Below are 21,511 nucleotides of genomic sequence, written 5' to 3' on the forward strand. Positions count from 1 at the left end.
AGGCAGTTGAACATGTGGGTCAATTTTCGATGCAAATTTCTATCGGAAATGGGTCAGTTTTATGCGCGTATCAACAGGCGACGCCTCATTGCTTGGCGTGGTCACCTGGTGACGCGTGACATGATGCAGAGGACGTAACGCGGGACGTGTCTCTGGCTTTGCCGCTTCCTGTACGGGTGTCGCAACGGGCGCTTTCGACTGGACGGGCGACTGTTGTGGTACCGGCGCTGGCGCCGGTAGCGATCGCGGTTGCGTGTCCGCCGTAGGGACAGCTTGCGGCGCCGGCGCTGCTGAGGCGACTGTCGCGGGCGCGATGGGCGTTGCGGGCCGCTGGATGCGGATGGGTGACGCCGCCGCGACATTCTCCGCGGCAGGCCGTGCCGTCGGTACCGTCCGGTCCACTACGGGAGCGGATGTCGTTGAAGCGAGCGAGCGTGCGTCGACGTTCGAGAGTGCCGAATGGGTGACGGGCGCAACAGAGTCGAGGTCTTTCGAACTGAGCGGGTGCGGGGGGTTGACGTCGATCGGTCTGTCGCGGGTTGGTTCGCTCGCCGGTACGGGCGCATGAGTTGCCGCCGAAGATGCGGCGAGAACTTTCGGCGCTGCCACCGTCTCATGCATGGCGTGCCAGATGCGCGCGATGCTCATGCCGCCGACTGCGGCTACCGCCGCAATCGCGAGCGCAACAAGCGCCGGCTTCCCGGCCTCGCTCAGTTTGCCGACGAATTTATCTATTCGAGCGCCGGCCGCACCGCCGCGATCGGGAGCGGGCAGGGCGGGCATGGCCGCTGTATGGCTGGCCACGTCGATAACCACCGGTTGAGCGGTATATTGCGCGTGCAATGCCTGAATTTCCCTGAGGTCCATAGTCTCTCCTTTGACAGTTCGAGCGTAACCACCACGGGGCGATGTCAAGTAGCGCGCGGGAACTGTCGTGGTGTGCTGAAAACGGCGAGGCGTTATTGCTCGCGTCGCTCGCCGTCGAAGTCGTACTGATCGTTGTCCGGCATGCAGATCTGTACGACCTGCTTCAACCGGCGTTCAGCGTTGTCGAGGATGCGCGCGCGGTCTTCGCCCGTGATCTTGCCTGTCATCATGCGTTCCGTCGCCCGGGCGTACACACGGTCGTATTGCGTGAGACAGCGAACGAGCAATCCCGCCAGGGGACGGGTGATGGTGAGTTCGATCAGATCGTGCGGTAATTCAATCGGACGAACCTGATGACGCAGCAACCACTGCTCGGTCTTGCGCAGCCAATCGGAGGTCTCGCGCAATGCCGTTTCCAACGCGCGAACTTTACCGCCGCGTGCGACGGCAATTTTCGCGGCGCAGAAGTTGTAGTCCGAGCGGATGTAGTTGCGCGCGAACTGCGACGAATAACGCAGGACGGTCTTTGCGTCTGATTCCGGGTTGATCCGCGATAGTCGCGAATCGCTGGTCAGGCGATCAATGGGTTTCAGGCCACTGCCCGCTGTTGGGGCAATGGACTGTTCAGGTTGTGGAGCGACGCCTGGCGCTGGATGCGGGTCCGGCTCCGGTGTCTGTTCAAGAACGGCGGCCATATGATTATTTCGGGTGGTCTCTCTCACCGGCCATTTTGCTCGCGCACGTCAGACGATTTATGGGTAAAAGCTGCGCTGTTTTCGTCACCTTTCTGACCTACACGGCCTGCGATTTGCGCAATACTGACTCTACTTCTCGCGTCTCTGACGCATCGACATGACCCGGCTAGCCCGGAGTCCATCTTCTGTACCAAGCCGTGCCCTGTGCATGCTCCGACCGGTTGGCTACTGGTGTGGAATTTTCTTCTGATGAGCGCCTCGCCCGCGCTCCCCATTCATTCAGTCATAAAACTCGTCGCCGGCCGCATTCATTTGCTCCGCGACATCGTTCGGACCCGGACATCGGGTGTTCTCTCTCCAGAGCCTAGTCTGGGTAGAACGATCGAAGTCGACTGAACCGTGATCCTGCGGCGGAATGCATTTTCCGAAAATGGGCTGTTGCGCAGCGTGACCATGCTGCGCGAGGACGACTGACGTCCTCGTATATGAGCCCTCGGCTCCCTGAGCGCCACAACCCCGGAAGGGTTGTGGCGCTCAGGTCATTTTTCATCGAATCCCGAAACGCGTTCCTCACTCCGAGGGACGCGTTTTTTTTTCGTCCTGTTGTCCTGTCCAGAAGGAGGTCTTCAATGCTTCCCGACCGTCTTGATGAGCGCATTGCCGAAGCGATCAACCACACGATTGCCGAGGAGCGCGCCACTGCAGATACCGCATCGCCAGCATGGCGGGCGCGTTGCGAGGTCGCCCAGATCGCGAGGTACAGCGATCCGGATCGACGCGTTTTTCTTTCCCACATAGCCGAGCGCCGCGGAGACGCGGCCGCACACGAACTGGAGCAGTCAGCCAGCGAGTTGCGCACCACGGCCATCTTTTTTCTAGCGAGGAAACCCTCATGAACGCAGTAGTCCATCTGGTCAACGGCCCTGTTCGCAGCGTCGTTGAAGAGCGCGCGTTGCGTCCACCGGTCATCGGGCACATTCGTCCGGGCATTAAAGTCCTCACCTCGAAAGCCCGTGGCAACGCGCGTGCGGTCGAGTTGTACAACACGATGGTCGCAGCAGGTGATTCGTTCGATACGATCGCCTCTATGCTCGAGTCGAAGTGCAATCTGAAAAACGCGCTCGTGCCGAAGAACACCGCATATTTCACCTGCCGCCGCTCGGACTTCAATAATCCGGACGTGGCCGACGAAATCCTGCGGCTCTATGGCGAGGACCGCGGTGACGGCGTGAAGCTCTACCGGTTTCCCGTACTGTTCGCGTTCAATGACTGGATGCAGAACCTGCCGAACCAGATGACCGTATACGGCACAAATGGTCGGAAGTTCTTCTCCCAGTACGAGCGCGACGGAATCCGCTATTGCATGACATATGCAAAGATCGAGCGCGATCCGCGTGCGCAACGTGTGATCCGGCACTTCGGCGGACGCACCGTCATCCGTCGTCAGGATGAGGCGATTCCGGACGGCATCTGCGATCCGGAACAGTGCCCGCAGTATCAGGCGCGACACTGCAACCTGTCGGCGAGTTTCGTGTTCGCGGTGCCGGACATCAAGGGGCTCGGCCTGATTGAACTGCCGACAAACTCGATCTACGTGCTGCAGAAGGCCTACTCAGCGATGCAGACCGTGCAGCTTGCACGGGGCAAACTGACCGGCACACGCTTCTGGATCACCAAGCGTGAGTTCGAAATCACGCGTATCAATGAGAACGGCGAGGCAGTGCGGGTCAGCCAGATGCTCACGGTGCTCGATGCAGACATCGATATCGGTGCGTTGCTCGACGCAGCCGATGATGCGCCTTCCGCGCTGGAAGCGGCGAGCCAGGCGGTCGCGTTGGTCGAAGCGGGCGGCAATGTCGTGCGGCTCGGCGGCGAAGTCGATGCAGCGATCGGTAACGCGGTTGCTGAAGGTGTCGTGATGGACGCGTCTGGCGCGCCGGAAGCCGAGGCGGAAGCGGGTGCGGCTGTCGGTGCGACGGAAACTGGCGCAGCCGATAGTGCGGCGGTGGTTTCCACCGCGTCCCCTGTAGCGGAGCAAGGCACCGCGGCTACCACCGGTCCGTTATTGCAACACGTGCTTGCCGCACAGCCGGCAACCGCCGAACCGACGGAAACGCTTGCAGATAAGCGCGACCGGATGTCCGATCTGCTGCAACGGCTTGGCCTGAGCGCGGAGGATCGCAAACAGGACTTCCGCATCTACGCCCATACGAAGTTCGGGCGCGGCTGGACCGATCGCGAGAAGGACGTCGACCAGATGAACGAACGGCTGACGAGAGCGCTAACGGATGTCGCTGAGCTCAATCGCGAGATTGAGGCGGCTACGCTGGCGGTCCTGTTCAACTGATCCTTCCACATTTCGCCAGCCCCTCGGGGCTGGTTTCCTTTCCGTTTCGATTGCGAGAACATTTCAGCAAGCCCGCGTTTGCTCAAATGCTTTCGACCGCGCAACTGCGCATCGAAAAGAGCCCGCCTCGGCGGCCCATTTCCTGTCTGGTTTTCAAGGAGTCGTCCTGTGCGCAAGATCGGCAATTTCACCGCGTTTTTTGGCGCGGACGATGTGTTCAGCAACTGGCATCCCTGCCGCTTCACCTATCACGGCGTTGCGTTCACGAGCGTTGAACAGTTCATGATGTTCTCCAAGGCGAAGCTCTTCAGCGACGAGAAGTCGGCTGCAAGGATTCTCGCCACTCGCGATCCGATGACTCAGAAGATGATAGGCCGCAAGGTTGCCGGCTTTGATCAGAAAATCTGGGAAGCGAAGCGCGAGTCAATTGTCTTCGTGGGATGTCGCGAGAAGTTCGCGCAGAACCCGGGGCTCAGGTCCATCCTGCTCGCCACGGCACCGACCGAACTGGTCGAAGCCAGTCCCTACGATCTCATCTGGGGCATCGGCATAGGCGAGCGCGACCCACGGCTGACTGACCGGTCGCAATGGCGCGGACAGAACCTGCTCGGCATCACGCTGATGCGGGTTCGCGATGCGCTCGCTATGAACTGATCATCCTTTCTTCGCACCCTCGCGGGTGTTCATCCATTAGGCTGCCTTCGGGCGGCCTTTGTGTTTTTTACGGAGGCGAATTTGAAACTCGCTCATTTTTCTGACCTGCATTACGCGCCGGACAATCTGGCCGAGTCCGACCGCTGCTTCAGTTTCGCTGTCGGCGACGCAATCGCGAGCGGCGCACAGGTGGGTGTCATTTCCGGTGACTCGACCGACCACCGGCTTGATGCACATGCGCCGTCACTGCGTGCGCTTGCTACCCAGGTGCATAGGCTCGCTAACGCGATGCCCGTGCTGATGCTGCAGGGCACCTTCTCGCACGAGCCTCCGGGCACCCTCGACAATTTCGCGTTGATGGGCAGAGCGCATGACGTGCACATCGCCGATCGCGTCTCACAGGTCGCGCTCATCGATGGCCGCTTCTGGGCCTCGACAGGTCCGGTCTTTTCGGATGACGAGTTGAGGCAGTTCATCGGCGTGAAGCCCGAAGTCGTGTTCACGTGCCTTCCGACGGTCAACAAGGGCCAACTCGCCGCGAGCGTTGGCGCGCTCGCGGCCGGTACGGAACTGGGCGATGTGCTTGCCGCATATCTGGCGGCGGCAGGCCGCGTGAACATGCAGCTTCGCGCAGCGGGTATCCCCACGGTCGGTGTCTCGCACGGCACCGTCAACGGCTGCACGACGGAGCATGGCGTGGTGATGGCGGGCTTAGATCATGAATTCTCGCTCACGGCGCTTTTCGAGGCCGAATGCGATGGGTTCATGCTCGGCCATATCCACAAGGCGCAGCAGTGGGCGCGCGAGGGAAGACTGGTAGCGTATCCAGGCTCCATCGGCCGGTTTCATTACGGCGAAGAGGGGGAGAAGGGCTATCTCGCGTGGGACGTGCAACCCGGTTTGGCGAGCGCAACACTCATCGCGACGCCATCGCGTCAGATGGTCTGTATCGATTTCGACGGGCCGCCCGACATGGCGCGCCTTGCCGAAATCGCCGCTGACGCCACCGACAAGTTCGTGCGTGTGCGCTGGCAGGTCGACGAGGAGCATCGGCAGGCCGTCGATCGCGAAGCCATCAAGGCGCTGTTTTCCGGCGCTGCGGGCCTCAAGGTCGAATCGCGGGTCCTTCCGGTCGTGCGCAGTCGTGCCGAGGGCATCAGTCTCGAGACGACGGTTGAAGGAAAACTCGCACGCTGGGCCGAACTGACTGTCGTTGATGTCGGTCCTCTTCAGGAGCGCTTGCAGCTGCTGGTCTCGGCCGAGGTGGAGGCGATCGCATCCGATGTTCTGGCGCGCATCGACTCACAGCCGGATGGGCGGTCCGATCCGCAGACGCTTGCAACCGTGCTGCCGCACCCGGCGGTGGGTGCCATCGCGGCAGATGCGCCGGCAGCTTCCGCGGTGCCATCGGCGCCCGCCGGCACTGAGCCTTCGACGCTGGACTGGCTGAATGACGATCTTTTCGCGGCATAGCCGCCATGTAGCGGGGGTGGCCTGTAAGGCGCTCCCGCGCGGGACACGAGTCGTGTTCCGGTAGCGCGTCATCCGCGTGTTACCGGAACCAGATTTACCCGCGTCTCTGACGCATCGATCGCAGTTCGCTGCATCCATTTTCTTTCTAACCCTGGCGGGGAATCATTCCCCCAGGGGATGCACTCCGCCGTTTTTTCCGGAGTGTCCTCATGTTTGGTCTTTATCCCGCCGGCACCCGATGGGTCCGGCACTTCTCTGCAGCACGTACGCCTCGCGAGATCCAGAAGGCCCTCACGGCCCACGCTGGATTCAGCGCAGGCATTTTCCATCAACCTTTCGGAGAGAACCGCGGCGCGGTGATCGCCCAGAAAGGTCGTTTGCTGGTACTCGCAGAACGCATCGATTCGGCGAGTGCAGATCTGGCGCTGGTGCCGGATGTGCAGATGCAGAACCTGCTCTGGTCATTCCAGAGCGGTTACGCAAATCAGTGGGGTTCCCGCGAACTCCGTGTGCTGACCGGTTGCGACAACTGGGATGCGTTGTTGCGGCAGGCAAGCGCTGATTACGCGCAGGCCTGCGACCTCGTTGAGGAAGCTGTCTCAGGCGCGCTTGAAGCGAAAGCGGCAGAGAAGCTTGCCGCCGGGCAGCTGGCCGCTGAAAGGGCGGCTGCAGCACAGGCGTCGGCCGCGTCGCATTCTGCGGCAGATCCTGTCGTCGGCACCATGTACGCCAATGACGACGATGTGCCGTGGCTGCCGTCGGACTACCTCTTCGATGCCCCGCATCCGGAGGTCGCCTCATGCGCCCACTAAAGCTGACCCTGACGGGTTTCATCGGTGTGCGCGACGGCATGAAACGCGAGAGCGTCTCGCTGGATCTCACGGCGCTGCCGACTGGCCTTATCGCGTTGACGGGTCCGAACGGCGCGGGGAAATCCACGATCATGGATAACCTGCATCCGTACCGGATCATGCCGTCGCACGCGTCCAAGCTGTCTGTTGACGGATTCTCGTACTGGGACCACCTGTACGGGACGCACGCGCTCAAGGAGTTTGAATGGGAGCACGGCGGCGTCCGTTACCGCTCATCGTTTGCATTCCGCAAACCGGGGAAAACTGGCAAGGCCGAGTATTTCCTTGCATGGTGCGACGCGAGCGGCACATGGCAACCGATGCAGACCGGAAACGGCACTGTGTCAGACGGGAGAGCCGAAACCTACGATGCGTGCGTCGAGTCGGTATGCGGCTCGCTGGAGTCATTTTTCACCAGCGTCTTCTCTGCGCAGAACCGTCGGCCGCTCGCGTCCTATGGTGCGAGCGAAATCAAGGCACTGCTCGCGGAGCTTCTGCATATCGACCATCTGCGCACGCTGGCGGCGAAAGCCGGCGACGTCGTGAAGGTTCTCGCCCGTGCGCTCGATGCGACGCACCAGCAGCTTGGTGCACTCGGGGCGAAGCGCGACCGGGTTGTGCAGATTGATCAGGCCATCGCTTCAGATGTCCAGTCACTCGTCGCGGCTCGGGAGAGCCGGGAGGCACTCAATGCGAGCGCAGTCAGGCTGAGTGATCAGCGCGCAGTTCTGGTTGCAAAACAGACTGCGAACGTGGATGCGCAAGCGCGGTTGCGGGAACTGGCCGGACGACGCAGTCAGATCGCTTCCTCGTTGCAGGCGCTGGCGAACGACAGCGCGGCTGACGATCGCCGCTTTGCGCAGCGCCTGTCGGCCTTGCGCGAGTCGATTGCCGGTCACAACGCGGTGATTGGGCAGCGCGATTCCATCCTGGGTGCTAGCGCTGCGCGCGACGGTGCCCAGGCACGCCTGGCGGCCCTTGAAGCGCGTGTTGAGCCAATGCAGCAGGCCATCGCGGCACTGGAGGCCAAGCAGCTTGAATTGACCGCGGCCACTTCACGCATCAACGGGCTCATGTCCGAGGGTGAGTCGAAGGCGTCGTTGCTCAAGTCTCTGGAACAGCAGGCTAGCGTGATCGCTGCCGTTCCCTGTGCGGGTCACGCGATGCATGACACGTGCCCTCTGCTTGCCCAGGCGCGTGAAGCCAATGCGAAGGTTCCCGAGCAGCGCATTTCGCTCAACAACCTTCGTGTCGCGTTTCGCACGAGCCGCGAAGCAGTGGATCGTTTGACGCCCGAAGTGCAGCAGCTTGCTACGCGGCGCGCCGAACTGAAGACGCTGTCGGCAGAGATTGCCGCTTCGCGGCGTGATCTGCAAATGGCTATCGATCTTGCGGCACGCAAGCCGTTACTTGATGCAGCAACCGAAGGCGTTCGCAAGGCCAGTGAAGAACTGGCCGCCGTGGAAGCCGAGGCGAAGGCTGTTCGCGAGCGACGGCAGGTACAGCAGGAAAGCCTGTCGCTGCAGGCGAGGGAGCTCGACGCAGAAGTTGCACGGCTCGGTGCCGAAGACGTGAGCGCTGCAATTGCTGATCTGGACCGGCAACTGACGCAATGTCGCGACGGCATCACTGCAGCCGATGCGCGGATCGAATCGCTGATCCGTTCACAGGCGACACGTGAGGTCGAGCGGCAGGCGATCGCAAACGAGCTTGCGGGATTCGACGCGACGCAATCGCGTGCGAACCGTATCTCCGATGAGATCGCAAGCTGGAAGCTGCTTGCGAAGGGTCTTGGCAACGAAGGTGTGATTGCCCTGACGATCGACGATGCGGGCCCAGCGCTGACGAAGATGGTGAACGACCTGTTGCTTGCCTGTTACGGCATGCGCTTCACGGTCGAGATCCAGACTCAGCGCGCACTGGCAAGCGGCGAACTGCGCGAGGGATTTGAAATCCTCGTGCATGACGCCGATATCGACAGCACTAAGGCAGTGACGGTGATGTCGGGTGGCCAGAAGGTCTGGATCAACGAATGTCTGACCCGTGGCATTGCGCTGTATCTGGCCAGTAACGCCGGCCAGCCATATCAGACGCTGTTCAGCGACGAGTCCGATGGTCCGCTCGATCCGCAGCGCAAGCTGCAGTTCATGCGCATGAAGCGGGAAGTTTTGCGGCAGGGCGGCTACGAGCGGGAGTTTTTCATCTCACAAACGCCGGATCTGGTTGCCGAAGCGGACGCCGTTATCAATGTCGAGGCGCTTGCCGCCTGAAAACCTTTTTTACTTTCAACCCTGTGGGGGGGGGACGCTCCCCACAGGGGCGTTCCTTCGCTTTTTTTCAACGAGGAACGCAATGAAATCGAAGCACGACATGTATGCACGAACCGGAGCGGTCACCGTTTCAGTTCGTCCTGCCACGCTGCGCACGGGCACAGTCCACACCTACGTCCTGAACGGCACGCTCCTGCGTGACGTCCTCGTCGGCGGCAAGTGGGTAACGCACCACGCCAGCATCCCTCTCGAATCGCGGGCCGCGTAAGCGGCTCGCCTCTTCAAGCTGAGTTAATTCCATGCAAAACCTGATCATGCTGCTCATTGCAGCGGGCAGTTCATCGCTGTGCGCCTGCACGATTCAACCACAGGCCGAGCCGGTGCCTTCAAGGCACGTCTCAACGATCGTCATCCAGCAGCCGCGAGGTGAGCCGGGCGACTTCATCATCTGCAACGACGGTCGCGTGCTGGTCTTCCCCGTTGCGCACCCTAAAACCTGTTCCTGATCCGCAAGGCCTCGACCTCGAAAGAGTGTCGGGGCCTTTCGCATGGAGAGTCTTCATGAAAAAGCAGATCACAACCGCGGCGGCACTGGGCGCATTGCTTGCCGTCGCATGCCTGCTCTGGGAGCAGCAGTCCGCGGCCGCTTTGTCCACCACGACAGGCAAAGCGACACGCGCATCTCGCGCGAGCCCGTCGCCATTCGATCGGCGACTGAAAGTGGCCGTGTCGACCGGCACGCAACGCGCCTCTCGTCGCGGCGACTGTGTGTCGACCTGACCTCTGACGCATCTTTTTACTCACCCGCCGGGGCAGGCCCCCGGGACGGGGACAGCCTGCGCCGGCAATCCTCTTGTGGAGCAGGCCAATGACTTACTCTTGCACTGATTTTTTCGACGACGTGATGCGCTGTCTCGCCGATTCTGGCGCGATCGCAACCGATGACATTCCGGAAAACAACCCGGGCGCCGCCGCGGATCTGGCGGTGGCGGCAATCGTCACGATGCATCGCGCGAGCCTCTCTTCGAATTTCGTCCGTGAGCTTCTGGATGAAGTTGAGACTCTCGCCGGCGTAGCCGAAGAGCATGGCAACGGAGCGCTCGCATTTCTCTTTTACCTCCAGGCCGCGATTCTTAACGACAGATTCGTCGAGGCGCGGAGCCACGACGACTCAGGTCTGCTTGAGCTTATCAGGCGTCTTCCGTCAGGCGTTACCTGGATGAAGCATGTCCAGGTCGCGGAATCATCCTAGCCGTTTAAGTTTTTCTCTATCCCTCGCGGGGCACGCCCGGGAGGGGCTGCTCCGCATCTTTTATTGGAGTGGCAAATGACGATAGGACCACGCGTCCCCGGCATGCCGGTGCTGCAGAAAAACGCTCATGTTGACGACGGGCTGCTTGTTCGGGTCGGCATCCCTCATAGTGGCGGGCGGCTTGCATTCCACGCTTTCAATGAAGGTTATGCGGCGATGGTGTCGGCGTCCGCCTTCTGGGACCGTAAGACCGGCCGCTTCCGTATCCCGCGGGCGACCGATCTGACGGAGATTGACTTTGCTCTCGATAGCGCGGGCTTTTCGGCGATGAAGCTTTTCCAGTCAAAGGGCGGCCAAAGCGGAATCGCGGGCGTCTATCCCTGGACCATGGAGCAGTACGTCGAACTGGCATCCTGTTCCGGGGCATCCTGGGTCGCCCAGCCGGACATGTGCTGTGAACCGGAGCTCGCTGCAGATCAGGAGGCGGTCGACTATCGCGTGAATGCAACGGCGACGTTGCTCGAGGCCATGCTGCGGGTGGTTTACGCCTGGCAGGATCAGCTTGCGGCAGGTTGCAGCGCCGAAGTTGTGCAGAACACTGTCCGGATTCCTGTACCCGTTGCACAGGGTTGGAAAGTTGACGACTATCGACGGAGCATCGACCTGCTGCTGCAGGTGTGGGAGCGGTGGGCTCCGTGGATCGCGGCGCCGGCTCTGATCGGGCTCGGGTCGGTCTGCCGACGACACCTGACGGATACCCGGCATGGGCTCTTCGCCATCCTGGAAGGACTGGAAGGGCACCTGCCACCCGGATCGAAACTTCATCTCTTCGGCGTAAAAGGGCAGGCCCTCGAGCGCGTCAAGATGTATGAATGGGTGGCAAGTGTGGATTCCATGGCACCGGACTTTGCTGCACGTGTAAAAGCACGGCAGGCGGGGACGCCGAATACGATTGCTCACCGAGCGGCGGAGATGGATCGTTGGATGAGCAGTGCGTCGCGCCGGGTCGCTCCTCAGATCGGCGATCAGTTTCGCCTCACGTTTAACAGCTAGGCGCCGATAGTATCTTGACCAGCCCGTGGGTTCCTCTGGAACCCCGGGCTTTTTTTTTCTGCAATTGGCGTCAGCGTAACCGCGGTCGACCAGCCTGATCGCGCGAGCGACTGGCCGCTCAAAGAACTTCGACGCTGACATCGAAGAAGCCGTTGCATCCGGTGCAGCGGAACAACCGCCGTTTTATTTCCGCTGCCGTACGTTTCCTGGTCCTCTTGAAACCGTGGGGCCGTGCTTCGACCCGCTGCAGGCAGTGCGGGCAGTCCATCATCGGCCACGGTGCTTTGAGACCAAGTCGTACGCGCTTTTCGTAGTTACCCGCAGGATCGAGTACCAATAACCATTCGCGAAACCGCCTGACCCATGCCTTAACGATCTCCGGCGTTGTGCCCAGTCGATCGGCGGCATCTGCGAGCGGCCGATGCTGAGACAGAAGCGGAAGAATCCCGTAAGCGATGTCTTTGCGCAACATCTTGGCCAATGGCGTTCGGGTCGCACGCGAATACAGACGCGCGCAGGCGCGACACTGGAATTGCGGCAAAGGCGAGTCTGCGCGCCTGGCAGAAGCTAGTCTCGTAACGTGGCTGCCGCAATGCGGGCAGGGCGGGGGTTCCACACTGTCTGAGAGCACTTCATCGACGTGGGTCCGCAGAAAGTTCGTCAGTTCTTCGTCCTCGGCCCACCTGCGCGGCAGAGGACTGTTGTATCGCAGCGGCCCGGCGAAATCAAACCGCCCGGCGTCCAGCGGAGAGAGCAGCGGCGCGGCCACCACGGCTGGATTGACCCGCGGCTCCGTCCTAACGGAGCCCGCTTCGACACGTGGGAGATCTGGCGCTTCCAGTCCAGCGCGCCGGCGGCGCTCCGCCGCGTTCAGCGCCAGATCATTGACGACCATAACCGGGACGGCGCTGGCGTTAGAGCTTACGTTGAGCGGCCAAAGATGACCGCATGATGGACATTTCACCCGTCGGCGGTTATCAACGCTGAAGCCGCCATTGCCTAACTGCCCCTCGTGACCGCATCGCGGGCAGGCACCGTGCGGGCGGTATTTCAGGCCGAGCCTGACAAGCGGCGTCCAATGGCCGTCGGGATCGTGTAGCGCAATCAGTTGCCGGAAGCGCATCAACCAGTTCGAGACGGCGCCGTATTCGACGCCCAGACGCCGTGAGACCTCCTCGAGCGGCACCGGCTGGGACAGAAGCCGGAAGAACTCGGGCATTTTCTTCGCGAACCGGAGGCGGGCAATGGGGCTGCCCGTCAGTCGCGTGTACGAACGACGGCAATCGACGCACCGAAAATACGGCACTGCATGATAGTCGTTCGCCCGCTGGTGCAGGCGGCCACGGGCGCCACTGCAATGCGGGCAGCGCGGCACCGGAGTCGCGTCAGCCGAATGGAGCTCCGCCCAGAGGCTACCGACGAAGGCGGTAAGGGCGGGATTCTCTGTGTCGCCGTACTCCCGCGCTCTGCCGCGCGTGATTGGCTCGTGAGCATCGAAGACAACCTGGGGGCTAACGGAGCGTCCAGAGTGCCCGGTGGATTGATCTTTCGGTTGGCCTGCCATCTCGTTCGGCGATCTGCAATAAGCGGTAATTCTAGGAGATATAGTGGTGCACGTCTGGCCAGAGGGCGTCGAGCTTCAAAAACCGACGTTTATCGCCCCGGTTCGTCCGGATCGACGTCGTGAGAAACCTTGAGCATCAAGACCTGCCCACAGTAAAACAACGCCCGCGCGGTATTCACGCATCATCTTCCTGATTTCTTCCCGACGTAGGTCGGGATCGAATTTCCTCGCTTCGACGATGTGTGCGATGAGGTCATCGTCCACGCTTTCCGGCAACAGCAGTTGCATATCACTTAGCGTTAGATATTCGACGGCGTCCCCACTATCGCCAAATTTCTCGTAGCATCGGGCATAGAGCTTAATGGTGTCGCAAGACAGGTTTGTTTTCTTCGCTATGAACTGGTAGACGGAACCTCGCGCCTGCTTCCGTATGGCGGGCGTGTCTCCGTCCCTCGCGACGCAAACTGCCTCGTAACGCTCAACGAGAAGGACAATGGCCCTTCCTGCTTCTGTGTGATGGCGCCTGGCGCCGAAGGTGAGCCGCAGATGATCGAAAACCGTGAGCGTATCTGGTGTGTCGTCCAGCGCAGCGTCGTGGTCCCCGGTGCTTCCGACCCGTCCCGTAACCTCATTCATCTTTGCTCCTTGCATTGTATGGACAGCCTTATCAGCTTTCGGCCGCATCCTGGAAAACTTTAAGCAGATCGTTGCGCAACTCCGACACGTCCATTTGATTCCGGGCGCGTGTAAGGCCCACATACAGCAGGCGCTTCTCCTCGTCGGTAAGCGTAGTGCGTCCATCGTCGTCCGTCTTGAAACGGAAATCGCCGCAGACCTTCACACGGTTCCACTCAAGCCCTTTGGCGCGGTGGATAGTCGACACAACGTAGTCGGCCTCCGCTTCGGGGCTCACGCGTGACAGCATGTCGCGCAGAAAGGCGGTTCCCTCACGGTCGATGATCTGAACCATTGGCAACAGATCGCGGCCGGCGTAGCTCGACGCATAGTCCTGCACGTCGCGCCACGTTTCAAACAGCGCGAGCGACGCCGGGCTGTAGGTGCGTTGACCCCGCATCAGGCGGTCCGCGCCGTCGGCGAATGCAAGGATCTCTTCCACGTTCGCTCGCACGGCGACCTTGTGTCCGTTCTGCAGGCCGTTTGCCAGCGTCCCGATGACAGTCACGTTCTTGCGGCAGAGGATCGCGTCGAAGCTCCGGGTGGGGTCATGCTCCTCGAAGAAGGTCGATGAGATGTTGGCCTGGCCGCGAACCGGTACGCGCTCGCCGAGGAGGTTCAGAACGCGTGAAGCAAGCGCAGCAAAGTGCGGTCCGAAACGGAAGGACTCGGTGAGCGCGCACTCGCGTGCCTTGATCAGATCCATCGCGTTGACCGCGCCGCGCCACTCGTAGATCTGCTGATAGGGATCGCCCACATAGATGACCTGCGCGTGCTCCTGACGACGCAGGACCGACAGCATCAGACCGTCGCTGTCCTGCGCCTCATCGAACAGGATGAAATCGGCGCCGATCTGCGGACGCGACCGCTCCCACGTCTTCAGATACGTGTCCGGGGTGATGGCGGTCTTTCCCTGCGGGTCAATGCTTTCGTTCCAGTGTCGTACCACAAAGGGCAAAAGCATCGCGCGCAACTCGTCGGCCGACTGTTCGGTGACCATCTCGTCGACTGGAATGTGCCACGCTTCTGGCTCGTCCTGAGCAGACCGGCAAAAGCGTGCAGCGCCATCTGCAACGAGGCGGCCGACCTGGAAGGCGGAAAGCTCGACGTTTTTGCCAATAATCGTCGGAACGCGGACGGGGCCGAGCCCGTACCTGGCGGCGAGAAGGTGAGGCGGCTCCTTTGGGAGATTCAGCCGCGCGGTCAGCGCCTTGTCGGTGGCCCGGAAGGCGACCGAATGGAACGTCTGACACATGACGTTGCGCGGAAACTTCCGCTTTGCTTCGGTCGCAATGTCCTTGTTGAAGGCGAGGTACTGGCCACGCTTCGTGCTGTACCGTTCGGCGATCATCCCGAGCGTCGAGGTCTTGCCGGCGCCGGCGCGCGCTTTGACTTTTACCGTGGCGCCGGAGGCGACCGTCTCGAGTGTGTCGAGCTGTTCGTTCGTCGGCTTGATTGTTTTCATGCGCTCTCGAATGATGTGGGCAGCGAAGGGCTGTGATGCGGGTCGCGGGATACACGAACTCCAGGACATTCTGACCGGTCGCGCAGGTGCACGCCCCATCGAAAGAGGGCGTAACAGCACCGCCTTTCGGGCTTGTGAGCGGGCCGACCGCGTCACACGCCTAGCGCAGCGCGTTGGCTATTTCGCGCGGCACGGCAACGGGCTCGGCGTGGCTGGTCTGTACGCGGGTCCGTCCGGCGACAACCGACTCAGACCGGATCGCGACACGTTCCCGAAACAGACCGCGGCCCGTTGTGACATGCGTCGCCTCGTATGGATTGCCACGCTTGATGTAGTCCCCTACATCGAAATCGATTGGAAACAGCGACGACTCTTCGCCGCTCTCGACAACGAGCCGGATGGCGTTCAGCGGAACACCGCGCAGATGAGTATCCAGAATGCGATTCAGGATCTGGTCGCGGACGATGGATGACTCCATCGGACCCTGGTACTCGGCCTTCGTCTCAAGCAGATGGACAATCGCCAGGCGCTCAGTTGTTGCCGTAAGCACAATGCGGAACTGGAGGGCGCACGGCCGGCCCGTTTCATCGGGATAGGCCATGTCCATGAATGATGTTTTGTATGGCATGTAGCACTCCGAACAAACGTTGTGCCGGCGCAAACGAACCGGCAAGACCAGCCTACGGAGTGGGAAGCGAAGTCAAGTCGCCTGGGCTCTGATGGTGTCGCGGATGCGGATAGCGGTGCGATGACTGGTGAGACCCAACATTGCGCTCGTCTGCTCATTGGTGCGGCCAGACAGCAGCTGACGACGCGCGAAGGTATTGCGCAACACGCGCGGGCTCATGTCCGGCGCGGTGAAGCCGATCGCGTCGAGTGCGTCGCGGACGATCGCACCGAGGAGTACATCGTTGATCGGCTTGTCCTCTGTGCGCGGCGCGGGGAAAAGGAGCGCGCCGTCGGGCGACGGATGAAGCCGTTGCCATGCCGCAAGCGCGGGCGTCGAGAAAGCGGGAAGGGCCACAGTCCTCTCGAGGCGTGTCCCTCGCTTTGGAACGGATACCTGCGGCCTTATCCCTTCAATGACGACGTCGCGCCATCGCGCGCCGCGCAGTTCGGCCGCGGTGAGGCCCGCGCCCAGCAGCAGCGCTACGACCGCGCGGTTGCGGCACAGGCGGGCATCGTCGCCGGCGTCGGGTTGGACATAGCCTTGGAGGGCGGTGTCCGCGTCGGTATCGAGAAACAGCGGCTCGGGCTCGTCCTCGGGCCAGGCGGCCGACAGGGCGAAGACTGCGGCCGGGTTGCTCTCGCGAAGACCGACGTCAACCAGGTGGCGGCAGAGCCGGTCTATCAGTTTTACATAGCGCAGGCGCGTAGTCGTTCCCGGCGCGCAGCGGTTGTCGACATCGCCGAAAAATGATTCGAGGTGCTCAGAGCCAAACGTCGGCAGCGCCACGCCGCACGAGAGCAGGTGACGCAGAAAGCGGTCGAACATCGCCTTGTGCTGCACGATGGACCGTTTAGAGAAACGGCGGCGGTCTGCGCCGGCCGCCTCGGTCGTCTGCCATTGCAGGTAGGCGGTGTTTGGCTCTGCGGTCCAGAGACGGGATTCATTCATGGCATTCAGCACCTTATATACTGGATTGGCGTTACCCCTCCACCTCGCGAATCTCCGATTCGCCATTCTGCCTACAGGAAGAAGGGGTAGTCGCTCCCGTTCCATAGACTTCGGCGATCGCCCGCAGGCAGTCAACAGGACCGCCTTCGACGATCCGCATTGCGCACGCGAGCATCAGGTTCAAGGAAAGGGCGAAGTCCTCCACCAGATAGCCGCGCTCGCACACGTGGCCCACCGCCGTCTCTGTGCCCGGCACGCGTTCCCGCAGGACGGTCAGGTCGTGGCGGTAACCCCAGATCGACTTGCCGAGGGCGGCCGCAAAACCGATCTCGAACGCAGTGCCGGTGTCCGGCTCGCCGGCACCGCGAAAATCACCGACGTTCGCCATGACAGTACCCCAGCGGCGAATCGCGGCCACGTTGGCGCCGTAGATCCACCGGGCCTTGTCACGAGCTGCGAGGTTCGCCGTTGCGACGGCGTCGAGCGGGTAGATGCCCTCGGATCCAAAACCGGCACAGACGCGCTGCAGGCCTCGGCCATATTCCGCGGCGTCGGGCCGGAACACGTCGAAACCTGCAAGATAGATGCGGTGCCCGCCCGCGTCGTTGACCGCCCGCATCAGTCGTTGATGAGGAAGCGTTCAAGGTCCTTGTCCTTAAGCCATCGTGGCGCGCGCCCCCGACCGCTCCAGGTCTCGCCCGTTTCCGGGTTACGGTATTTCGGGGCGACCGGTCGGCCGGCGTCCTTGCGGCGCTTGCCAAAGATGTCTTCGGGCGTGAAGCCGAACTCCGCAACCGTCTTGCGGATCTTGTCCAGCTCGACCGCGGCTTCCCGCTGCCGGGCTTCTTCTATCAGCTTTTCCAGTTGCTGTTTTTCTGCAAGGAGCTCTTTGTAGCGTGCCATCGTGTTGATTTTCCGTTGGGTATGATGGACGATTCTACCAGGCGCGAATCCTTGTCAAGCGCCGACGCTGGCTGGCGAGACGCGATGACTGGTCGCCAGCGCCAACGGTAGGTCGACTTCAACATCCGCAAATCAAACATCGATGAAAAGAATTTCTGTGCGCCGCTCAACCGTCCACGGTCGCGGCGTCTTTGCGGTGCAGCCGCTAAGTGCCGGCGAGGTCATCATCGAGTACACCGGTACGGTGATGAGCTGGAAGCGCGCGGTAAGCCGCCATGCGAAATTCGGCACCGAGGGCCACACGTTCCTGTTCGGGTTGGCCGATGGTCGGGTCATCGACGGCTCCATCGGCGGCAACAGCGCACGATGGATCAACCACGCGTGCGTCGCGAACTGTGAGGCCGTCGAATCCGAAGGAAGGGTGCTCATACAGGCACTCAAGGATATCCGGCCCGGCGAGGAACTGTTCATCAGCTACGGTCTGACGACAGATGGCCGCGCCTCGGTATCGGTGAAGGCGCAGTACGCATGCCGCTGCGGTCACCGGCGGTGCCGCGGAACGATGCTGGCTGGTGCGTGAATAGCAAGGCGAGGCCTGGTCACGAACGCCAGTCCAGCAAAAACAGCCCCGATTATCAGGCGTTTCACGCTCGCGGTTTCGTCCCATTGAACTGAGTGAAGCAAGGCGCTCAGGACGATGAATACCTCTTTGCCGAAGAACGCCACCGCGAGAGCAGCGCAGAGAATTGCGACGCGCGCGCGAATCTTTGATTTGTCCATTTGATTTGTGTTCTTACTCATTAGTTTGTGCGCCGTGAAGCCGCGTCGCAAAAGCAGCCACGCATTTACTGCCAACGATGTCCCCGCGACAGCCATGGCAAGCCAAAAACCGGGCGACGAGCGATCAGCAACAGCTACGCCCGCCGCTGACATAGGAACGCTATCCACAGCAGCAACTGGGATGGACGACGCTTCGATTGCATGCTTTTTCTATCCGTCTGCGTCAGGCATCTTCGAACATGCCGAGCCATCCACTGACGGACACCATCTCTAGTGCGTCGAGGTCGAAAGCGTGGAATTTGCCGTCGAGCGCCGCGTCTGGCTCGATCAGCAAGTTCAAGTCTTGACCGATAGATGACGCGACAACCGCGCGTGTGAAACCCGCGTCGCGAGCCTGGGCCTCTGTGGTCGGCGGTGGGCATTTGCAGCCTGAAATCATTGTCGCTTTCCTTCGCGCCGGCACGTCCGGCTTTTTTCATGTCTGGTTACTTTCGCTCGCAGCCCGCGCAATCGCTTCGTCCGCGATGGTCTTCGGCGTCTCCAGCACAACTTGGCCTACTGAGCACCACTTTTCCCGGCCTGTGGTCAGTCGACCTTGATGACTTCTAGCTCGTACTCTGCCATCCACTCAGAACCAGTACCCCCGTCGCTGGTCACGACGCCGTTATCAAGCTGGTCGCGGATCTGTTCCTCAAATTCCTCGACAGAGCCGCAGTCCATTTCTTCGAGCTCTGCGTCGGAAACTTCGATCCTGATAATCATCCCGTCTCTCCTTTTCATCCGAGGCATTGTGCGCAAACGCGCTTTTCCGTCGTTACTGGCTGCGCCGTGATGGAAGATACCTACGCTCGATGGCGCGGTCTAACAAAGCGCCCACGGCGACGACCACAAGGGCGGTCGGCACGCCGATCCACCATGACAAGCCGACGCCGCGACACATCCATAGGATCATCGGAGCGACCAACCATCCCGGCAGAGAAACGATCAACGTCCATCCGGGCAGTTTGCGCGCGTCCGTGCTTTGATTCATGTGTTCCTTGTTGCGCAGCATGAGTTGCTTTTCCTTGGTATGTGCCTCTCGATCAATCGGGAAGACCGAGAAGCTTCCTGAATGCCTTGCTGTCCGCGCGTCGAACCGTATCAGATACCTCATTTCGCGTAACGGTCTGCCACAGCAGCCATGCGCCCGCTGCGTATCCGCGTAGATGCCGCGCAGTTGCCTCATCCGCTTCCCTCTCCGCGCGCGCTAACTCATCCGCGACGATTTGCTTGGTCGCTTCCGTAATTTGCTCGTAGGTGTAGGTATTCATTGTTTTCCGTGTTGCGGCCCGAGCCGCTTTTCCCATGGTTTTTTACCGAGCGCTTGTCGCACTCACTTAGCCTTCCACCGGTTCTCGCGGATAGACCAGCGCTTCCAATCGCTTTCGGTCGGCAAACCATACAGGCTGTTCTTCAGGGTGCGTCAGGCGGTCCCAGGCGTGAAACGCTCCACGCGCGTTCATTCGAAAAGCGTGGGCCAGCCCAGGGTCGCGTTGATCTTCGACAACGGCTGACGCCAAATTCTCTCGGATCACCGCTTCAATCGTCTCGGTGATGCTCGCGTATGTATAAATTGTCATGCGAAGTTTCCCAGTTGTCGCCGTTCAGGTTTCGATGCTGCTTGCTTGAATATGCTGGCCACGCCCTGACTGACCATCCCGTTGCCACCCCTCGTATTCTTGTTTAGCCCGCGCGAGCGCTTTTCCTTAGTCGAACGGATTCAGCAACCGGGCCCCTGTTCCGGCAAAGTCGTCGACGTTGCGTGTAACAACGGTCAGGTCATGAATCAAGGCCGTGGCCGCGATCAGTTTGTCCAACGCATGCTCTGGATGCGGCACGCGGAGCCGTCCCCATAGCTGGCCGATTTCCTCATCAACGGAAAGAACGTTTTGGGCATAGTCAGCCATGATCGCCCCAAGCCACGTCTCGAGCATTGCCGCCTGCTGAGTATCGCCTCTATGGCGGATCAACTCCACTCCACGGCGCAACTCCGCAACGGTAACCACCGACAGATAAATATCGCTGTCCTCTCGCACCGCCTGTCGAAAGAACGCACGCACCCCTTTATTTGCCCGGTCCCGTTTCCTGACCTCGCTAATAACGTTCGTATCAACCAAATACACGCGACGCCTCGCTGTCATCGACGCGCTCGAAGTCCGCATCTGCGCCGACGTTTGGAATCCCCGTCAGCACTTCCGCGAAGCTTTTACGTTTGGGCTTCCGAAGGGCCTTTGCCAGTATTTCGCGATGTTCAGCCTCGGCGCTGCGGCCATGAGCGGCGGCCCGCTCGCGCAGACTCTGGACCAAGCTGTCGTCCACGTTGCGCACCAAAAGATTCGCCATTGCCATACCTCCTGTGATGTCGCTATCAATGATAGCAATGACGCGGCTAATTGCAAGCATTGCTATCATCGAAAACGGCACGCGGCTTCTATCTGATATCGGCTCGTTTGGCAGGCTTCTTCAGTCCAAACGTGACGCGTAGTTGAAGGGATCAGGGCGTCGCGTTTCGGGTATCGGCCGGCCTCTGTCTGCAAAGGATCGCAGATCAGTTCAGAGTCGGGCCCGGAGTTGGACGAGGTAAAGAGCCGCCGGCCGGTGTGCACTAACCGGTCCGCCGCAACGGGGCCCGCGTTTTGCTTGTTGGGGCGACAGAGTGCAGATCAGGAGACCGACATGATGACGCGTGATCAATTTGAGCGCGAGTTGTCCCCATTACTTCGCGAGCGACCTCCTGGCACCGTCGCCCTTCTTGCGGACTGTCTCGCCGCCTACTGGAACGGTCACGCCACCGTCTTCGCCTTTCTCTGCGAACACGGCTCGGGCGCTGTGGACGAAGAGTTCGACCTCGATGACTACGTGTGGGAGGAATGGCAGCCAGCGTTGGAAGCATGGCTCGCCGACCCGATGTTCAGCACGCGGCCGGAAGTCGTGCGGTGGCTCGCCGATGCACCGCCATTCGAAGCAGGCACATAATGGCCGGACGCTGGAACTCCGCGGCCTCG

The 21,511-nt window shown here is 61.1% G+C and carries 30 protein-coding genes; 13 read left to right on the forward strand and 17 right to left on the reverse strand.

All coding sequences use genetic code 11. The features are described from left to right. Positions 1-39: 39 nt before the first annotated feature. Both SB753_RS32950 and SB753_RS32955 read right to left on the reverse strand, forming a co-directional pair. Positions 40-867, reverse strand: coding sequence for a hypothetical protein (locus SB753_RS32950; protein WP_410804092.1), 828 nt, complete (start codon positions 865-867; stop codon positions 40-42). A 92-nt stretch (positions 868-959) separates the two neighbouring features. Then, positions 960-1,562: a DUF1845 domain-containing protein gene (locus tag SB753_RS32955; RefSeq protein WP_410804094.1), complete on the reverse strand. Its 603-nt coding sequence runs from the start codon at positions 1,560-1,562 to the stop codon at positions 960-962. 629 nt (positions 1,563-2,191) lie between these two features. Between SB753_RS32955 and SB753_RS32960 the strand changes: the two genes are divergently transcribed. The 11 genes from SB753_RS32960 to SB753_RS33010 all read left to right on the forward strand — a co-directional run bounded on the left by SB753_RS32960 (position 2,192) and on the right by SB753_RS33010 (position 11,462). Further along, entirely contained in the window at positions 2,192-2,458 is a 267-nt protein-coding gene (locus SB753_RS32960) for a hypothetical protein (protein ID WP_410804096.1), read from the forward strand. Further along, positions 2,455-3,909 carry a hypothetical protein gene (locus SB753_RS32965; RefSeq protein ID WP_114158380.1) on the forward strand — a complete coding sequence of 485 codons (1,455 nt, stop codon included), beginning with the start codon at positions 2,455-2,457 and terminating at the stop codon, positions 3,907-3,909. The genes SB753_RS32960 and SB753_RS32965 overlap by 4 nt, the downstream gene beginning before the upstream one ends. 168 nt (positions 3,910-4,077) lie before the next feature. Continuing rightward, the gene (locus SB753_RS32970) at positions 4,078-4,563 is read left to right on the forward strand and encodes an NADAR family protein (RefSeq protein ID WP_114158381.1); all 486 of its coding nucleotides are present in this window, start codon (positions 4,078-4,080) and stop codon (positions 4,561-4,563) included. A gap of 81 nt (positions 4,564-4,644) precedes the next feature. Continuing rightward, a complete protein-coding gene (locus tag SB753_RS32975; protein ID WP_410804099.1) occupies positions 4,645-6,036 on the forward strand; it encodes a metallophosphoesterase family protein in 1,392 nt (463 codons plus the stop codon). A 209-nt stretch (positions 6,037-6,245) separates the two neighbouring features. After that, positions 6,246-6,848, forward strand: a complete 603-nt coding sequence (locus tag SB753_RS32980) for a hypothetical protein (RefSeq protein WP_410804101.1) — start codon at positions 6,246-6,248, stop codon at positions 6,846-6,848. Then, complete coding sequence (locus SB753_RS32985; RefSeq protein ID WP_410804103.1) at positions 6,836-9,157, forward strand: SMC family ATPase; 2,322 nt, start codon at positions 6,836-6,838, stop codon at positions 9,155-9,157. The genes SB753_RS32980 and SB753_RS32985 overlap by 13 nt, the downstream gene beginning before the upstream one ends. An 82-nt stretch (positions 9,158-9,239) precedes the next feature. Beyond that, entirely contained in the window at positions 9,240-9,425 is a 186-nt protein-coding gene (locus SB753_RS32990; protein ID WP_114158384.1) for a hypothetical protein, read from the forward strand. 31 nt (positions 9,426-9,456) lie between these two features. Next, entirely contained in the window at positions 9,457-9,663 is a 207-nt protein-coding gene (locus tag SB753_RS32995; RefSeq protein ID WP_027780566.1) for a hypothetical protein, read from the forward strand. 55 nt (positions 9,664-9,718) lie between these two features. Continuing rightward, positions 9,719-9,937, forward strand: a complete 219-nt coding sequence (locus SB753_RS33000) for a hypothetical protein (RefSeq protein ID WP_114158385.1) — start codon at positions 9,719-9,721, stop codon at positions 9,935-9,937. 88 nt (positions 9,938-10,025) lie between these two features. Continuing rightward, complete coding sequence (locus SB753_RS33005; RefSeq protein WP_114158386.1) at positions 10,026-10,409, forward strand: hypothetical protein; 384 nt, start codon at positions 10,026-10,028, stop codon at positions 10,407-10,409. A gap of 75 nt (positions 10,410-10,484) precedes the next feature. Beyond that, on the forward strand, positions 10,485-11,462 hold the full coding sequence (locus SB753_RS33010; RefSeq protein ID WP_244146115.1) for a hypothetical protein: 978 nt from the start codon (positions 10,485-10,487) through the stop codon (positions 11,460-11,462). Positions 11,463-11,580: 118 nt separating this feature from the next. On the opposite strand, the gene SB753_RS33015 is transcribed toward SB753_RS33010, so the two are convergent. The 7 genes from SB753_RS33015 to SB753_RS33045 form a co-directional block, all read right to left on the reverse strand. Next, entirely contained in the window at positions 11,581-12,681 is a 1,101-nt protein-coding gene (locus SB753_RS33015) for a DUF746 domain-containing protein (RefSeq protein ID WP_410804106.1), read from the reverse strand. 420 nt (positions 12,682-13,101) lie between these two features. Continuing rightward, positions 13,102-13,662 carry a hypothetical protein gene (locus SB753_RS33020; protein WP_410804108.1) on the reverse strand — a complete coding sequence of 187 codons (561 nt, stop codon included), beginning with the start codon at positions 13,660-13,662 and terminating at the stop codon, positions 13,102-13,104. 31 nt (positions 13,663-13,693) lie between these two features. Continuing rightward, positions 13,694-15,166, reverse strand: coding sequence for a 3'-5' exonuclease (locus SB753_RS33025; RefSeq protein WP_410804110.1), 1,473 nt, complete (start codon positions 15,164-15,166; stop codon positions 13,694-13,696). 160 nt (positions 15,167-15,326) lie between these two features. Then, positions 15,327-15,773 (reverse strand): hypothetical protein, encoded by a 447-nt coding sequence (locus tag SB753_RS33030; protein WP_410804112.1) that lies wholly within the window; start codon positions 15,771-15,773, stop codon positions 15,327-15,329. A 93-nt stretch (positions 15,774-15,866) separates the two neighbouring features. Then, on the reverse strand, positions 15,867-16,784 hold the full coding sequence (locus tag SB753_RS33035; RefSeq protein ID WP_410804114.1) for a tyrosine-type recombinase/integrase: 918 nt from the start codon (positions 16,782-16,784) through the stop codon (positions 15,867-15,869). A gap of 31 nt (positions 16,785-16,815) precedes the next feature. After that, positions 16,816-17,403 carry a nucleoside 2-deoxyribosyltransferase gene (locus SB753_RS33040; protein WP_410804116.1) on the reverse strand — a complete coding sequence of 196 codons (588 nt, stop codon included), beginning with the start codon at positions 17,401-17,403 and terminating at the stop codon, positions 16,816-16,818. Further along, positions 17,403-17,687, reverse strand: coding sequence for an H-NS histone family protein (locus tag SB753_RS33045; RefSeq protein WP_110406200.1), 285 nt, complete (start codon positions 17,685-17,687; stop codon positions 17,403-17,405). Before SB753_RS33045 ends, SB753_RS33040 begins: the two co-directional genes overlap by 1 nt. A 142-nt stretch (positions 17,688-17,829) precedes the next feature. On the opposite strand from SB753_RS33045, the gene SB753_RS33050 reads away from it, so the two are divergent. Further along, a complete protein-coding gene (locus tag SB753_RS33050; RefSeq protein ID WP_110406201.1) occupies positions 17,830-18,267 on the forward strand; it encodes an SET domain-containing protein-lysine N-methyltransferase in 438 nt (145 codons plus the stop codon). Here SB753_RS33050 and SB753_RS33055 read toward each other — a convergent pair. From SB753_RS33055 to SB753_RS33090, 8 genes are all read right to left on the reverse strand, one after another. Further along, on the reverse strand, positions 18,228-18,620 hold the full coding sequence (locus SB753_RS33055) for a hypothetical protein (protein WP_410804119.1): 393 nt from the start codon (positions 18,618-18,620) through the stop codon (positions 18,228-18,230). The two genes, SB753_RS33050 and SB753_RS33055, sit on opposite strands and share 40 nt — an antisense overlap. A 70-nt stretch (positions 18,621-18,690) precedes the next feature. Next, entirely contained in the window at positions 18,691-18,906 is a 216-nt protein-coding gene (locus SB753_RS33060; RefSeq protein ID WP_410804121.1) for a hypothetical protein, read from the reverse strand. 146 nt (positions 18,907-19,052) lie between these two features. After that, on the reverse strand, positions 19,053-19,229 hold the full coding sequence (locus SB753_RS33065) for a hypothetical protein (protein WP_171800594.1): 177 nt from the start codon (positions 19,227-19,229) through the stop codon (positions 19,053-19,055). Between the two features lie 52 nt (positions 19,230-19,281). Next, positions 19,282-19,518 (reverse strand): hypothetical protein, encoded by a 237-nt coding sequence (locus SB753_RS33070; RefSeq protein WP_410804123.1) that lies wholly within the window; start codon positions 19,516-19,518, stop codon positions 19,282-19,284. A 31-nt stretch (positions 19,519-19,549) separates the two neighbouring features. Beyond that, on the reverse strand, positions 19,550-19,777 hold the full coding sequence (locus SB753_RS33075; RefSeq protein WP_410804125.1) for a hypothetical protein: 228 nt from the start codon (positions 19,775-19,777) through the stop codon (positions 19,550-19,552). Between the two features lie 66 nt (positions 19,778-19,843). Next, on the reverse strand, positions 19,844-20,086 hold the full coding sequence (locus tag SB753_RS33080; RefSeq protein ID WP_410804127.1) for a hypothetical protein: 243 nt from the start codon (positions 20,084-20,086) through the stop codon (positions 19,844-19,846). Positions 20,087-20,212: 126 nt separating this feature from the next. Further along, a complete protein-coding gene (locus SB753_RS33085; protein WP_171800604.1) occupies positions 20,213-20,629 on the reverse strand; it encodes a PIN domain-containing protein in 417 nt (138 codons plus the stop codon). Next, the gene (locus SB753_RS33090) at positions 20,616-20,849 is read right to left on the reverse strand and encodes a FitA-like ribbon-helix-helix domain-containing protein (RefSeq protein WP_110406208.1); all 234 of its coding nucleotides are present in this window, start codon (positions 20,847-20,849) and stop codon (positions 20,616-20,618) included. Before SB753_RS33090 ends, SB753_RS33085 begins: the two co-directional genes overlap by 14 nt. A 333-nt stretch (positions 20,850-21,182) precedes the next feature. Between SB753_RS33090 and SB753_RS33095 the strand changes: the two genes are divergently transcribed. Beyond that, the gene (locus tag SB753_RS33095) at positions 21,183-21,482 is read left to right on the forward strand and encodes a hypothetical protein (RefSeq protein WP_410804130.1); all 300 of its coding nucleotides are present in this window, start codon (positions 21,183-21,185) and stop codon (positions 21,480-21,482) included. The last annotated feature ends 29 nt before the right edge of the window (positions 21,483-21,511 follow it).

The sequence above is a fragment of the Paraburkholderia sp. SIMBA_053 genome, from assembly GCF_046534895.1.
Lineage (GTDB): Bacteria > Pseudomonadota > Gammaproteobacteria > Burkholderiales > Burkholderiaceae > Paraburkholderia > Paraburkholderia caledonica.